A 16,337-nucleotide genomic window follows, 5' to 3' on the forward strand; every position below is an offset into this window, starting at 1 on the left:
TTGAAATTCCAAACATCAATTTATATGAAACGTAAATTTGGCTTAATACTATTTGGTTTAAGTGCAATTTCACTAACTTATGCACAGAAAAAACCAATTGATCACACTGTTTATGATTCCTGGAATGTTATCAGTAAACCTGAGATCAGCAAATCTGGAAATCTGATTTATTATAGCATTACCCCACAAGAAGGTGATGCGACTTCCATTGTAAAAAATGCAAACAATCAACAACTGCTTCAAGTCCCTAGAGGTGCAGACCTTAAGCTGACCAAGGATGAAAAACATTTGATTGGTTTAATCAAAGCTCCTTTTCAGGAAGTAAGGCAGGCAAAGATCAAGAAAAAGAAACCTGATGAAATGCCGAAGGACTCTCTTTTGGTCTTTAATATCGCTAAAAACCAGTCCAGCAAATTTGCACAGGTGAAATCCTATAAAATCGCTAAGGATGGAAATGACTTCGTCGCCTTCCTGCACGAAACCATCATCCCGAATAGTTCAGACAGCAGTAAAACGAAATCTGCATCCAAAAAAGAAAAACCTACCCCTACCTTAACGGTCCTCAACTTAAATACGGCTGATACAAGCAATATCTTAAAAGCGGATAGTTACGAATGGAGTGATGACGGGAAATTCTTGGTTTATTCCATTAAAGGTCCAGAAAAAGACTCCTTAAATGAATCCGGTCTATTTATCATGGACCTTGCCAACAAATCCAAAAAGAAAATAAGCTCAGGGAAAGGAACTTATAAGAACATTCAGTTTGATGATGCCACAAAGCAACTGAGTTTCTTAGCGGACAAGACTCCTGAAAAATCCCTGCTAAAGGAATATAAGCTTTATTATTATACAGCAAATCAAGACTCCGCCGTGATATTGGCTGATAGAAATTCCAATGGGATTCCTCAAAACTGGTTTGTATCCGGTGATGGCTCCTTAACCTTTAGCAAATCTGGAAAAAGACTGTTTTTCGGATTGGCTCCAATTCCAAGGGTAAAGGACACCACTTTGGTGGAATTCGAACATGCCAAAGTGGATATCTGGCACTGGCAAGATGATTACCTGCAACCTATGCAATTGGTTAACCTAAGAAGAGACCTGTCCAGGAACTATACCGCCATGGTCAATCTGGCGTCCAATAGAAATGTGATTCCATTATCTGATGAAACATTCAATAGAATCTCCTTGACCGGCGATGCTGACAACGAATGGGCAATGGCGACTTCCGACAAGGAATACAGAATAGAAACCCAATGGGAAGGTGGCATGCGTTCTGATATCTACGCTATATCAACCCTGACAGGTAAAAATAAATTGGTCACAAAATCTAACTCTGGATATGCTGCATTAGCACCAAACGGCGATTATGTCGTTTATTTCAACCGTAGCAATGGTAATTGGTACAGCTTCCATATCGCATCTGAAAGCACGAAACAACTGAATGAAGGCTTGCAGGTCAGCTTTGTGGATGAAGAAAATGATGTCCCTGCCGCTCCAGGACCCTATGGAATCGCTGGATGGTCAAAGGATGGCAAATACATCTATATCAATGACCGATATGATATCTGGAAATTAAGTCTTGATGGCAAAAACAAAACCAACCTTACCCACGGCCTTGGAAGACAAAACCAAATGGTCTATCGCATGGAAAACCTATATAGGAACGATGACCCAAGGATCAATTACAACCAGATCGATGAGTCAAAGACTGTTTTCTTAAATGGTTTCAATAAAATCGACAAAAATCAAGGTCTCTATAAGTTAGGAAAAAAAGAAATCAGCAAAATATGGTCAGGTCCGCATGCTTATAGAATGCTTAATGCGGATGAAAAATTGAATAAGCTTATCTATACAAAAGAGGATTACCAGCATTCACCGGATCTATATCTATTAGCGAACTTCAAAAACGAAACCAGACTATCCGATATTAACCCTCAACAGGCGAATTACAACTGGGGAACGGCTGAATTGGTACATTGGACCACGCCAAAAGGCTATAAATCGAAAGGTATTCTCTATAAGCCTGAAGATTTCGATCCGAATAAGAAATATCCGATTATTGCTTATTTCTATGAAACGCTATCAGATGGGCTATATGGCTACCAAGCGCCGGCTCCTACTCCATCCCGTTTGAATATCCCTTATTTCGTAAGTAACGGCTATTTGGTCTTCGCACCGGACATCCGTTATGAAACTGGCTATCCAGGAAGATCAGCTGAAGAGTTTATTAATTCGGGTATGCATCATTTGGCTAGAAACAACAATTGGGTGGACTCCACTAAAATGGGAATCCAAGGACAGAGCTGGGGTGGTTATCAAGTTGCACACCTGATTACCCGTACCGATATGTATGCCGCAGCATGGGCTGGAGCTCCTGTTGTCAACATGACCTCGGCCTACGGTGGAATCCGTTGGGGAACGGGAATGTCCAGACAGTTCCAATATGAGAATACACAAAGCCGTATCGGAAAGCCGCTTTGGGAAGCTAGAGATCTATATATTGAGAACTCGCCACTGTTCTTTATGGACAAGGTCAACACCCCTGTGGCGATCATGCATAACGACAATGACGGAGCTGTGCCTTGGTACCAAGGGATAGAATTCTTTACCGCATTGAGAAGGTTGAATAAACCGGTTTGGTTATTGAACTATAACGGTGATGACCACAATCTAATCCAAAGACAGAACCGAAAAGACATTCAAATTCGCGAAGCTCAATTCTTCGATCACTTCCTAAAAGGAAAACCAGCAGCAAATTGGATCAAGAAAGGAGTCAAAGCAACAGAAAAAGGTATAGATTGGGGACTTGAAGTCAACTAATTTTACAATAGAAACTCAAAACAGGCGGTAATTTTCAATAATTACCGCCTGTTTTTGTTAAAAAACACTAAAAACCATACTTTTTTACATTTTTTTTTCAAAAATTTTATCCAAGTAAAATGTTTTTCCTATACTTTTGATAAAAATTTAGAAGAAAAAATCAGTAATCAACAAAAACTTAAGTATATCTAATATTAACAGCATGTTAAACTCCAGACTAGCCGCAGTTGAAACTGCCTCAAAGCACATGTTCAACGAAACAACTGAGGTAAATTCAGAACGCGCAATTCACATTTTCAATAAAAATGTGTTCAGCATCTCTAAAATGAGAGATTACCTTTCAAAGTCTACTTTTAGCGAATTAAAATCATCTATCGACGAAGGAAAACAGATCAGCAGAGAATTAGCAGACTACATCGCGCAAGCCATGAAAACTTGGGCCCTAGAAAATGGTGCTTCGCACTATACCCACTGGTTTCAACCTTTGACTGGATCAACAGCTGAAAAACACGATGCTTTTTTTGAACCGGACACGGATGGAAGCGCAATTGAGAAATTCAACGCGGATGCATTGGTACAACAAGAACCAGATGCTTCTTCTTTCCCGAACGGTGGTATCCGTAATACTTTCGAAGCTAGGGGTTATACTGCTTGGGACCCTTCATCCCCTGCCTTTATCTTTGAAACTGGTGCTGGCAAAACCTTATGTATCCCTACCGTATTCGTTTCTTACACTGGCGAGTCCCTAGATTACAAAGCGCCTTTATTAAAAGCTATCGCTTCTATTGACAAAGCTGCAACTGATGTTGCTCAATATTTTGATAAAGCCGTTACCAAAGTAAATGCTTCTTTGGGTATCGAACAAGAATATTTCTTGGTTGACCTTGCCTTATATAATGCTCGTCCTGACCTACAATTGACAGGAAGAACCCTATTCGGACACATGTCAGCTAAAGGACAACAATTAGAGGACCATTACTTCGGTGCGATTCCTGAGCGTGTATTAGCTTACATGGTGGACCTTGAAAACGAAGCCCTGAAATTAGGTATCCCTTTGAAAACTCGTCACAACGAGGTTGCCCCTTCTCAATTTGAATGTGCTCCTATGTTTGAAGAGATCAACTTGGCTATCGACCATAACCAATTGTTGATGAACGTAATGGAACAAGTTGCCATTCGTCACAACTTTAAGGTTTTATTACATGAAAAACCGTATAGCGGTGTAAACGGATCCGGAAAACACAATAACTGGTCCTTGATCACCAATACAGGTGTGAACCTGCTTTCGCCAGGAAAAACCCCTAAAAACAACCTGATGTTCTTGACGTTCTTCGTCAACACCATCAAAGCTGTTTATGAGCATGCTGACCTATTGAGAGCATCTATCGCAAGTCACTCCAATGACCACCGCCTAGGTGCCAACGAGGCTCCTCCAGCAATTATCTCTATCTTCTTAGGTTCTCAATTGGATGAAATCCTAGAAGAAGTTGAATCTGCTCGCGTTGCCAAAAAAGTTAAGGCTGATGCAAACCTATGGCACGGTATTCCAAAAATCCCTGATCTGAAATTGGATAACACCGACCGTAACCGCACTTCTCCTTTCGCTTTCACCGGCAATAAATTCGAGTTCCGCGCTGTTGGATCTTCTGCAAACTCAGCATTGCCAATGACCATCTTGAATGCAATCGTTGCTACGCAATTGATTGAATTCAAAAATGAAGTCGACAAACAGATCAAAAAAGGAATCAAGAAAGACCTTGCGATCCTAAACGTTGTCCGTAAATACATCAAAGATTCAAAAGCAATCCGTTTCGAAGGAAATGGCTATAGCGAAGAATGGGAAATTGAAGCGGCTGGCAGAGGACTTTCCAACATCAAGTCTACCCCAAAAGCCCTTGATGTCTATGTAAAACCAGAATCTCTAGAGCTTTTCGAAACTCTAGGAATCTTCTCAAGACGTGAATCTGAAGCTAGACATGAGATCTTATTGGAGAACTTCTTCAAGAAACTTCAAATCGAAGCTCGTGTGATTGGTGATGTCGTAACTAGTCAGATTGCACCTGCATGTTTGATCTATCAAAACCAATTGATTGAAAACGTAAAAGGTCTTAAGGACTTAGGTCTGAGCAAGGAGGCTTACAGTTCACAGCTAAACTATGTAGAGCGTATCTCCAAGCACGTGAACATTATCCTTGAACAGGCTGAGGAAATGCGTCAAGCCCGTAAAAAAGCAAACACCATCGACGACATGCGTGAAAAAGCGATCGCTTACGACGAGGTTGTAAAACCGTTCTTCGACGAAATCCGCTACCACGTCAACAAACTTGAAAAAATCGTTGATGACGCTAAATGGCCTTTGCCAAAATTACGCGAATTGCTTTTCATCCACTAAGCATTAACTAAACAAGAAACAATAACCATTAAGGGGTAATCTGAAAAGATTGCCCCTTTTTTGCTGGGGAGTAGAGGGAACAAAACGCAGTTTTTAGACACTTTAGTACGGGTATATTGGATACGCTTTTGAACCAGGATGCAAAGGATGAGAGGATGGGCCAAGAACTGGTTTTGAATCAGGATTAAAAGGATGAGAGGATGATCCATGATTATGTCCTGCCCTCCATTGAAAAGGCGGCAAATAACATAGGGGCATATTTTGAAAGAAAACATTGCGGATTATATTGGCGTACAGGTCCTTTACATTCGGTAAAGAATGACAGGCAATTTTTATAGAGAACCGTACAGATTCCTCACTGATCGTTCAGAATTGGAAGTTCCCAGGGAGGGATTCAGAGTGAAACGAAGAATCTATTTTTAGTTTTTTAAAAGGTCGGTGTCATCGTGAGCACAGCGAACGAACTGTTTTCTTTCTTTAACAAGAACTACTGAAAAACATTTCACCCACGCTGTGGGTTGGCCATTACACACAACCTATTTCTATAAAGATTCCACCCCCTCTGAGGGTTGCCTACCTAAACTATCAATTATCCTTCCGGAGGAAGCCCTTTAGCAACCGGCTCATTTCCAATGGCGGAAAAATGGAAAGAATGCCGTTGCCGAGTGCGATGGGATTGGCCTTGGAATGCTTTTTCATGTTCATCCCATCAAAAGGGGTGATCTTGCAAAAGATATTCCCGACATCAAGGCATTCTATCCATGTGTAGTGGATGGTGCGAAAAGCCATCTTAAATGGGCCGAAGCGGTTTGGTTACTTTTCCGCGAAAAAGTAACAGAGTTCTTGGCACAGCCGGTGGGTGAGCCTGTCGAACCTCCATCCCGTACCCTGAGCGGCGTCAAAGGGCATCCTGGCACAAAAAAAGAGGGGATTTTCCCTTTCCCCTCAATTAATGCTATTCTTTAATAAAATAACAAACTAACTCCTCAAATATCCCGCTTTTAGCCTTGTTATTTTTATACTTATTACGGTATTAGATACCACAATTACGGTAGTTACTTTTTCTAATCGCTGATATTTTCTTTAATAAAAATCTTTTTGATAAGTCCAACATCCAAGGCATTCATATCTACCAGTTTCAAATCCTTGATCATTTTCAGGGTCGACGTTTTATAATGCTGGAAATGTTTGGACTTGATATGGTCTTCATAGGCTTTTTGATCCCTATAGATCTCCAGGATCCTGATTTTATGTTTCTCGGCTTGGATCTCCATGGGAAAGATCGATATGACACCCTCCTCCTTCTCTACGGACTCTCTAGCTCCATGCAGAACAATTTCCTTATATTCTTCCCAATATTCTGGAATTACCTCAATTTCTGCTAACCTGACCAAGTGAATTTGATTATTACTACTTAAATCCCCAGATTTTTCTTGAGAAAACAGATTTCCAAAGCTAAAAAGCATTAAAAAAACCAAAAAACTCATCAAATACTCTTTCATTTCCATAGCATAACTGTTTTTTTTCTAATAATAACGCAAAAAGCAGTAAAATTGTTGAGCCAGCAATTCTTAATTATTGATCTGACTTGCCTGCTGACCAACTGCCCTTTCGCCTACAATCTTGATCTTATCCAATGCGGCGGTCAAATCCTTTAATTCTGCCGGATCAAATTGATAATCCCGAGAATCAAGGTTTTCTTTCAGGTGTGCCAGTTTAGTGGTTCCCGGAATGGGAACTATAAAAGGTTTCTGAGCCAATAGCCATGCCAATGCCACCTGAGCTACGGTCAACCCTCTATGGTCACCAAAATCCTTAAGCACATCGATCAAAGGCCAATTGGCAATAATGGCATCCTTTTGATAACGAGGCAAGGCTGGTCGGTTATCATTGTCAGCATTATATTTCGTCCGTTCATTGATATAACCCGTTATCAATCCTCTGCTCAATGGACTGTAAGGAACAAAGCCTATCTCCAATTCCTCACAAACAGGTATCACTGTGGTTTCAGGTTGGCGGGTAACCAAGGAATACTCACTTTGCAAGGCCGTAACCTGTTGCACAGCATGGGCTTTCCTGATATTTTCAGCACTCGCTTCACTCAAGCCAAAGTTCCTGACTTTCCCTGCCTGGATCAATTCCTTTACTGTTCCGGCAACATCTTCCATCGGAACATTTGGATCAACTCGATGTTGATATAACAAATCTATATAATCTGTCTTCAAGCGTTTTAAGGATTGATCCACCATCTTCTTGATCGTTTCCGGTCTGCTGTCCAAACCTTTGGCCGGAACCCCGTCCACGAAGCCAAACTTGGTTGCTATCAATATATCCTTACGAATAGGCTGTAAGGCCTCTCCAACTAATTCTTCATTGATCCGCGGACCATAAGCTTCGGCGGTATCGAAGAAGTTTAAACCCAATTCTGCTGCTTTTCTAATCAGGTTTATCCTCATCTGACGGTCAGGAACAAAACTGCGGTGATAACTCATGCCCATACAGCCTAAGCCAAATGCGGACACCGCTAATTGATGTTTTTCCGAACCTAATATCCGCATTCCCTTTTCTTGGAGATTAGAATTGCTATTCATATTTGTTTCCATGGTCGTACTGCCAAATAAAACATTGGAGCTGATCAGTCCCAATCCGGCCAATGCACCACTCTTTAGGAATTCTCTGCGATTGTTTGTTCTCATTTTCTCTTTTGTTTAGTGTATTCCAAAGGTCTGTACAATAAACAATTAATAGCTTATATAGATTACAGAAATAAATACCAAAAATACATTTATGTGCAATTATGCCGGAAATCTTAAATTAAACTTGATTTAGCCGACTTAAAACATCATTTTTATAATACTTGGCTGATCTGCCAAATTGGGAACCGTTAAAGCAATCACAAATGAAACTACATAGTATAGATACTGGATTCTTCAAATTAGATGGTGGCGCCATGTTTGGCGTTGTTCCAAAAAGCCTCTGGCAGAGAACGAATCCAGCGGATGATAAGAACTTATGTACCTGGGCAAACCGTTTGATGCTTATTGAAGATGGCAAGCGATTGACTTTGGTCGATACTGGAATCGGTGACAAGCAGGATGAGAAATTCTTTAGCCATCTCCATATGCATGGCGACGATACGCTGGATAAGTCCTTAGCTAAACTTGGATTCCATCGTGATGACATTAGCGATGTAATATTGACCCATTTGCATTTTGACCATTGTGGTGATGCCATTAAAAGAGAAGGTGAAAAACTATTGCCTGCATTCAAAAATGCAAGATATTGGTCCAATAAGGATCATTGGGAGTGGGCAGTTAATCCTAATCCAAGGGAGAAAGCATCTTTTTTGAAGGAGAACATTATGCCAATCCAAGAAAGTGGGCAACTGAACTTTATCGATATCGAAAGTCCTCAATACGACACTGAGATCCATATGCGCTTTGCCTATGGCCATACCGAGGCCATGATGCTTCCGCAGATCCAATACAAAGGAAAAACCATTCTCTACATGGCGGACTTACTGCCTTCTGTAGGACATATTCCAATTGCCTATGTCATGGGCTATGATGTGAGACCACTGGTAACCATGCAGGAAAGACAAGATTACTGGAAAGAGATCGTTGATAATGAATATATCATGTTCTTCGAGCATGACTCCGTAAATGAATGCGCAACCTTGCAGTACACCGAAAAAGGAATTAGACTGAAAGACACTTTTAAATTAAGCGAAATCTAAGCTATTCATGTCCGTAGATATCAAGAAAAGATTCGACCGTATTGTTGAGATATTGATTCAATTGCAATCTAAAAGGGTTGTAAAGGCGCAGGAATTGGCCGATCGCTTTGATGTCAGCCTTCGTACCATTTATAGGGATATCAAAAGCCTGGAGCAGGCAGGGGTTCCATTGATTGGTGAAGCTGGAATGGGCTACAGCATTATGGACGGTTACCGACTTCCGCCGGTTTCATTCAGTAAGGAAGAAGCCCTTTGCTTTGTCGCTACGGAAAAGTTGGCCGAGAAATACCTTGATCAAGCAGGTTTCTCGCTTTACTCTTCCGCATTGATGAAAATCAAGGCCATCTTAAAGAGCAATGACCAAGACCTGGTGACGAATATGCAGGAACAGATCATCATGCGCAAACAACATGTACCTATCTTCCCTGAAAAGGTTCCGCATGTATTGAGTACCGCCATTGAAGCTATTGCCAATAAAACCCAGATCCAAATTGAATACCAAGGAATCAAGGATGACGAAGCCATCCTAAGGATTATCGAACCTATTGGCATTGTCCACGAGATAGGGTTTTGGTATATCGTTGCCTATTGCCTGCAACGTATGGACTTCAGGCAGTTCCGGAGCGATCGGATTGCACAGGTCACAGCGCTAGAAAACAAGTTCAGCAAAAGGCATATCAGCATTGATGAATACATGTCGAACCAGAAATCCCCCGAGCTACCCAAGATCAAATCCAAGGTTCTGGTTAGCCGGGACTTCGCTCCTTTTATGCGCTGGCAAAGAAACACTTATGGATTTGTATCTGAAGCTAAGGTTGGGGATAAAATAGAAATGGTTTTTGAAAGCCGAGACATCGAACATGAGTTCCCGAGATGGCTCATGATGTTTGGCGACAAGATAGAAATAAAAGAGCCTGAAGAGCTTAAGCACAGCTTTAATAAACTCTTTCAGGCTATACAAAACAACATAAAATAGTATTTCTTTTTAAGCGCCTTGGTAAGGATGTTTCCAAGGTGCCCTATATTCTCTTTTCAATCTCTTTGTAGCTTCTTCATCTCCTACACAGACTTTCTTCTCCGGATCATAGACCAATGGACGATTTAATTCCATGGACAGGTTTGCCAGAATACAGGATGCTGTAGAGATATGTCCCTGAAGCACATCTGCAACGGGTAATGTATTTTTATCGATGGCGGAAAGCAGGTTCCGCATCTGACCTCTTGTCGCTGGTGCGGCATTGAGTTCAATACGAGGTTCCTTCAGGTCCTCAGGGTATTGCTCTCTTTCATAGACCACATCACGGACGATCTTCTCCCCTTTTTCCGGAATAAATTCCCATTTCATGGTACTTCCTTTCAGGGTTCCCTTATCGCCATAGATCACAAATGCCCATGGGAATTCCGGATCTGCCGGCGTACCCCAGGTACGGTGGGTCCACACGCAATTTAGGTCATCGTATTCAAAAATAGCGGTCTGCGTATCGGCGATATTGGATTTCGCTCCTTTTTGCACATAAATTCCGCCTGTTGCCGATATCTTTTTAGGCCAGCCCAAACCTAACATCCAACGAACCGTATCGAACATATGCACGCACATATCGCCCGTTATCCCATTTCCGTACTCCATAAATGCGCGCCACCAACCACCATGCGGAAGCCCATCGTAAGGCCGCAATGGCGCAGGACCTGTCCACATTTCATAATCCAAGAAATCTGGAACCGGTTCTTCTGGCGGATTGGCATTGCTCTTCATATGGTAATAACAGCACATTTCCACATACGAAATTTTACCCAACAATCCTTTCTCCACTATATTTTCCTTGGCATCGATCATATGCGGCGTACTTCTACGCTGCGTACCGATCTGAACCTTTCTATTATGCTTTCTTGCCGCAGCAACCACCGCTTCACCCTCCATAACATCCACACTGATGGGCTTTTGCAGATACACATGTGCTCCCGATTCAATGGCAGCAATACCGATCAGGGCATGCCAATGGTCTGGCGTACCGACCAACACCAGATCCAGCTTATTTTCTGCCAATAGCTTCCTATAATCTGAATACTTCTTGGGTACCTTTTTGGATTTCTGCTTTTGGGAAATCAACGTTGCGGCTTCCTCCAGGTGCTTTTTGTCCACGTCACAAACCGCAACCACCTCTACATCACTTACCTGCAGCAACCTGAACAGGTCACTTTTACCATACCATCCGGCACCAATCAAGGCTACCGTTCTAGCTTTTAATATTTCCGCTGCAAAGCCCGCCTGCTGCAAGGCAGCAATGGACAGTAAGGCACCAGTTCCAAAAATAAATTGCCTACGATTGAGGTTTATGTTTCCCATAAGGATAGAGGTTTAAAGGTTTATAGCTTTTAAGATAGGCAAAAATTAAATAATAGTCAATAGATATGAGATGTGAGATTTGAGATTTGAGACATTTGGCTTGGGAGGATTGGTGTTTTTTTGAACCAGGATTGAATGGATTAGAGGATGGACCAAGAACTGGGAACGAACCAGGATGTCCTTCGACGCCACTCAGGAAACGGGATTGGAGGATAGACCAAGATCAATTCTGATGGACGAGCGGAGTCGAGACCCAGCACAGGATTATTAAACCAAAATCATTGGTGATATGCCTTTCGGTTATTAATTTATTACGCTTGGTAGGGGCGAATCGCATTCGCCCGCTTCATATTTGGAACATTTAATAGGATTGTATGGCGTACTTTCCTGCACCTTCGGTTTCCGCCACGATGTCATTCTGACGAAGGAAGAATTTCGGAATTTTACAGACTTAATCAATTACCGAAGGCATTGGCGTACAGATTCCTCACTTATCGTTCAGAATCAAAATGCTCTAAAGAGGGATTCAGAGTGAAACGAAGAATCTATTGTTTTTATTTTTTTGAGATGGTTGTCATTACGAATCGTAAGATGAGTAAACTATTTCAAATAAAGAATGGATAGGTCCGAGACCCTTCGGGGAAAGCCCTCAGGGTGACACAAAAGATTTATTGAAAAACATTTCACCCCCGCTGGTGGTTTTCAAAACAAACTCCATCCTTCCAAAGGAAGTCCTTTAGCAACCGGCTCATTTCCAATGGCGGAAAAATGGAAAGAATGCCGTTGCCCTGCGCGTTGGGATTGCTAAAATAATTGAACCCTTCTAGGGTTCTTTTTATTACAGGAATTCTGCATTGTTAATGAGTTAAGGAACATTTTCCTTCCGAAGGAAGCCTTTTGGTTACTTTTGGGCTTCAAAAGTAACTAAGAGAATTGTTTGAAATTCAACTTGCCAATGGTTCGAAGGAAGAATCTCGGAATTTTACGGAATTAATCAATTACCGAAGGCATTGGCGTACAGGTCCTCAATCTTCGATTGAGTATGACAAGATCATAAGGTGGAGAACCGTACAGATTCCTCACTGATCGTTCAGAATAAAAATGCTAAAGAGGGATTCAAAAAATTTGAAAGGTCCAAATATTACTTAATGGGGAATCACCCTCATAATCCCCCACAAGTAACATTAATTCAATTTACTAAACGAGAATCTTAGGTTTCAGTAAAAATTACTGGTTGATTATTCGTTTATGTCCTAACGCGCTAACTCGTTATTGTATAAACATACTGGACAAACAAAAATAACAAAAACTTATTAATGTTGTAATTTATTGATTTTCATAGGTATAAAGCAGTGCTATAGGTAATATTTTACCGTTTATATCACAAAAATAACATAGAAAAACATACAATTAAAATTAATAAGTATATACATATAAAATAAAAGTATATTCAACTGATAATCAGGGACAAAAAAATTAATAATCAATGTCACATGGAATAAAAAATGATCGGATGGGATGGTTTGAACCAGGTTTGTGGTCAAATATAGCCTATATCGCCACGTTTTACCAATGATCTTGGTCCATCCTCACATCCCGAACATCCTGGTTCAAACACCAAGCACCCCCTTCTTTTTATCTATCAGGTAACAGAAATTAAACATCCCTTCCCCTATTATTAATCAATAATTTAATACATTTGGCACGATCGATTTAAAACCTCGTGTTTTCCTAAACTCAACCGATGAAATACGTACTGTCATTAATCTTACTCTTCCATATAAGCTTTGCATTCTGTCAAGATGAGCGTAAGCCTGTTGTATCTTTTGAAGATGCCTACAAACGGGATTACCAAGCCACCAAAATCTCGGAACATCAACCTAAGGTCGATGGAAAACTGGATGAAGACCTCTGGCAGAACCAAGGGGTCTGGTCGGAGAAATTTTCCCAGGTTATCCCCTTTGAACGGGCTCATACCGGCTCGTGGACCAAAATGAAGATCTTTTACGATGACAAGAACATCTATGTTGGGGTTTATTGCAAGGATATCCATCCTGAGACCATGAACTCCTTTATCGGAAATCGGGACGACAACAGCAACGGCGACCTGATCAGTATCGCCTTCGATCCTTACCACGATTACCGCGCTGCCGTGGAATTCAATATCAACCTTGGTGGTAATAAAACAGACCTTACGGTAACCGACAAACTATCGGTAAACCTTTCCTGGAATGCCGTTTGGGAAGGCCGTACCCATCAAGACCTGGCCGATTCCAGCTGGACGGCGGAACTAAGAATCCCTTTTAACCAGATCCGCTACAACCAAAAGAACGACGACGGTATCTGGGGATTGCATGTCCGCCGGATAATCCGCCGAAATAATGAGGTACAGAACTGGTCCATGATCCCGATCAAGAACAATGGGCATGTGTTCTCCTTCGGAACCATGCATGGCATGCAGGACCTACCAAAACCTAAAGGGATTGAGTTCTTGCCCTATGTGATGAACAAACTGATCCGCGAACCGAAGATCGCAAACAGTCCCTACCAAGATGGTAACCGCTGGAAACCAAATGCGGGTCTGGATGCTAAATTCGCCATTTCAGATTATACCATGGACCTTTCCATCAATCCTGACTATGGTCAGGTCGAACTGGATCCTTCTGTCATGAACCTAACTGCCTACGAGGTATTTTATGAAGAAAAAAGACCCTTCTTTTTGGAAGGAAAGCATATTTTGGAATTTGACAACAATGAAGGCGGCATGATGTTCTATTCCCGCCGGATCGGTTCCAGATCTCGATATCAATACCCATTGGTGGACAATCAGCAGATCTTTGCCAGCAGCACCGATTTCGTGCCCATCCTTGGTGCCATGAAACTTACCGGAACAAACCGCAAAGGTCTTACCATAGGGATATTGGAAAGCATAACCGCCAAGACTTCCCAAAAGGTAACCCAGCTCGGTTCTGCTGAGGAACGGATACAAACCGAACCTCTGACCAACTATACCGTAGCGAGGGTGCAGAAAAACTGGGACGGAAATACCCTTTTGGGCGGTATGATCACTTCGGTAAACCGCAAGATGGATGCTCCGCATCTAGAAGAGTTCTTGGTTAAAGACGCCTTTACCGCTGGAGTTGACTTTACCAAGTATTTCTCCAATCGCCTCTATTATGTGGAAACCAAAGCCATGTACAGTACGCTTTCGGGAACGAAGGATGCCCTAATGGCTACAAAGACCAATGCCACACACTTCTTCCAACGAAAATCGGGAGCCGAATACCTCAACATGAATCCAGACGCCACTTCCCTTAGTGGAACCGGCGGATACATCAAGGCCGGGAAAAAGGGAAATGCCCAATGGAACTATGCTGAAACCTTTAGCTGGTCTTCCCCTGGTTTCGATTTAAATGAGGTCGGTTACCTTAAACAAACCGACTATAAACTGAACGAATCGGAACTTGCTTTCCGCAAGACCGATCCATGGGGACCTTTCCGCGCCGCTGGTATCACCTTGACCCAAAGGAACGTTTGGAACTACGGTGGCAAGGCCATGGATAATAACCTTGCAGTCCGTTTTAGAAGCTTGACCATCAAGCGAAGAATAGAAATGGACCTAAAGGAAGCCTTTAGCTGGAACTCAGTTGACAGCCGTATGCTCCGCGGTGGTTATGACCTTCGCTATAACCCGAACTTTACGAGTACTTTCTCCATGAACTCCGACCGTGCAAAACGTGTTTTCATCAAGGTTGATTACGACGGCAAGCATTTCCTGGACGGAGAAACAAGATACAATGAAATCAGACCGTCCCTGACTTTCCGCTTAGGAAACCATATACATTTGGTAACACAGTTTAACTATGCCTGGAACAAGGATAACCTGCAATATGTAAGCACCAGTGATCTCCCTAGCATCAATGCTGATGAATCAACTTATGTGATGGGAAGGATGCGGCAGGAGACCTATGGATTTACCTTTAGGCTGCAGGGCAACATCACCCCTGACCTTTCCATTCAATATTATGGCTCCCCGTTTACATCGACAGCGCAATACGATCGATTTAAGTACGCCACAAATACCCTTTCCAGAACCTATTCTGAGCGATTCCAAGAATTCAGTCCGGAGCAGATCAGCTATGCAGATGGTATGTACAGTGTAGGCACCGGTGGACAAGCAGGAAGCTTCAAGGATCCGAATTTCAGTTTCAATGAATTCCGTTCCAATTTGGTAGCACGCTGGGAATACCTGCCCGGTTCTACCCTTTACCTCGTTTGGGAGCATAACAGATCCGGAAGGATGCCTGTTTACCAACCCGGTTGGGGCAGCAACCTCGATAACATCTGGCGAATTGCTCCGACGAACACCTTTATGCTGAAGCTGAACTATTGGATCGGCTGGTAGGAACAACTGCAAAGCTCATCGAGCGGCGTCGAGATGGCAACCACCGATCATCGAGCGGCATCTCGGCTTTGCTAACCGTTGAAACCAGGAAACAGGATCATTGCCAGAATTTCATTCTGCAAAAATTATCACGTTTGGCAGGGGCGAATTGAATTCGCACATCCATGCATTTGAACCAGGATTAATGGGATGGGAGGATAGACCATGATCTGGTAAGGAACCAGGATTAATGGGATGAGAGGATGGACCAAGACCAATGGTCGAGTGGCATCTCAGCTTCGATCGATGATCGTCGAAAAGCCTACCAATCCCATTGTTACTTTTGGATCGCAAATTAACCACCCCGCTTCCGTCAGAAGAGAAATGTTCCTTAACTCACTTACAATGCAGAATTCTAGCAAAAAAGAACCCTAGAAGGGTTCAATTATTTTAGCAATCCCATCGCACAGGGCATCGGCATTCTTTCCATTTTTCCGCCATTGGAAATGAGCCGGAGGCTGAAGTGCTTCCTGCGGAAGGGAAATGTTTGTATTGAGAAACCTACAGCGTGGGTGAAATATTTGTAGTAGAGTGATTTGTTCTTCGGCCAACCCACAGCGTGGGTGAAATGTTTTTCCACAAACCTTCTTGTCAATTTTTT

At 42.3% G+C, this 16,337-nt stretch carries 9 protein-coding genes; 6 read left to right on the forward strand and 3 right to left on the reverse strand.

Annotated features, from left to right (window positions below; all coding sequences use genetic code 11):
- Nucleotides 1-24: 24 nt before the first annotated feature.
- The 3 genes from ACWICE_RS10015 (at nucleotide 25) to ACWICE_RS10025 (ending at nucleotide 6,178) form a co-directional block, all read left to right on the forward strand.
- On the forward strand, nucleotides 25-2,820 hold the full coding sequence (locus ACWICE_RS10015; protein ID WP_454298264.1) for a S9 family peptidase: 2,796 nt from the start codon (nucleotides 25-27) through the stop codon (nucleotides 2,818-2,820).
- Nucleotides 2,821-3,022: 202 nt separating this feature from the next.
- On the forward strand, nucleotides 3,023-5,212 hold the full coding sequence (locus tag ACWICE_RS10020; RefSeq protein WP_185212474.1) for a glutamine synthetase III family protein: 2,190 nt from the start codon (nucleotides 3,023-3,025) through the stop codon (nucleotides 5,210-5,212).
- A 687-nt stretch (nucleotides 5,213-5,899) separates the two neighbouring features.
- The gene (locus tag ACWICE_RS10025; RefSeq protein ID WP_454298265.1) at nucleotides 5,900-6,178 is read left to right on the forward strand and encodes a hypothetical protein; all 279 of its coding nucleotides are present in this window, start codon (nucleotides 5,900-5,902) and stop codon (nucleotides 6,176-6,178) included.
- A 98-nt stretch (nucleotides 6,179-6,276) separates the two neighbouring features.
- Here the strand turns inward: ACWICE_RS10025 and ACWICE_RS10030 are convergent, their stop codons facing one another.
- Entirely contained in the window at nucleotides 6,277-6,720 is a 444-nt protein-coding gene (locus ACWICE_RS10030; RefSeq protein ID WP_454298266.1) for a putative quinol monooxygenase, read from the reverse strand.
- 63 nt (nucleotides 6,721-6,783) lie between these two features.
- Nucleotides 6,784-7,908, reverse strand: a complete 1,125-nt coding sequence (locus ACWICE_RS10035; RefSeq protein WP_454298267.1) for an aldo/keto reductase — start codon at nucleotides 7,906-7,908, stop codon at nucleotides 6,784-6,786.
- 203 nt (nucleotides 7,909-8,111) lie between these two features.
- On the opposite strand from ACWICE_RS10035, the gene ACWICE_RS10040 reads away from it, so the two are divergent.
- Together ACWICE_RS10040 and ACWICE_RS10045 are read left to right on the forward strand one after the other, a co-directional pair.
- Nucleotides 8,112-8,948, forward strand: coding sequence for an MBL fold metallo-hydrolase (locus ACWICE_RS10040; protein ID WP_313189150.1), 837 nt, complete (start codon nucleotides 8,112-8,114; stop codon nucleotides 8,946-8,948).
- A 7-nt stretch (nucleotides 8,949-8,955) separates the two neighbouring features.
- Complete coding sequence (locus tag ACWICE_RS10045) at nucleotides 8,956-9,924, forward strand: helix-turn-helix transcriptional regulator (RefSeq protein ID WP_185216674.1); 969 nt, start codon at nucleotides 8,956-8,958, stop codon at nucleotides 9,922-9,924.
- A gap of 9 nt (nucleotides 9,925-9,933) precedes the next feature.
- Here the strand turns inward: ACWICE_RS10045 and ACWICE_RS10050 are convergent, their stop codons facing one another.
- Nucleotides 9,934-11,292, reverse strand: a complete 1,359-nt coding sequence (locus ACWICE_RS10050) for a Gfo/Idh/MocA family protein (protein WP_454298268.1) — start codon at nucleotides 11,290-11,292, stop codon at nucleotides 9,934-9,936.
- A 1,744-nt stretch (nucleotides 11,293-13,036) separates the two neighbouring features.
- On the opposite strand from ACWICE_RS10050, the gene ACWICE_RS10055 reads away from it, so the two are divergent.
- Nucleotides 13,037-15,697: a DUF5916 domain-containing protein gene (locus ACWICE_RS10055; RefSeq protein WP_454298269.1), complete on the forward strand. Its 2,661-nt coding sequence runs from the start codon at nucleotides 13,037-13,039 to the stop codon at nucleotides 15,695-15,697.
- Nucleotides 15,698-16,337: the final 640 nt, after the last annotated feature.

This window comes from Sphingobacterium sp. NPDC055346, assembly GCF_053645235.1.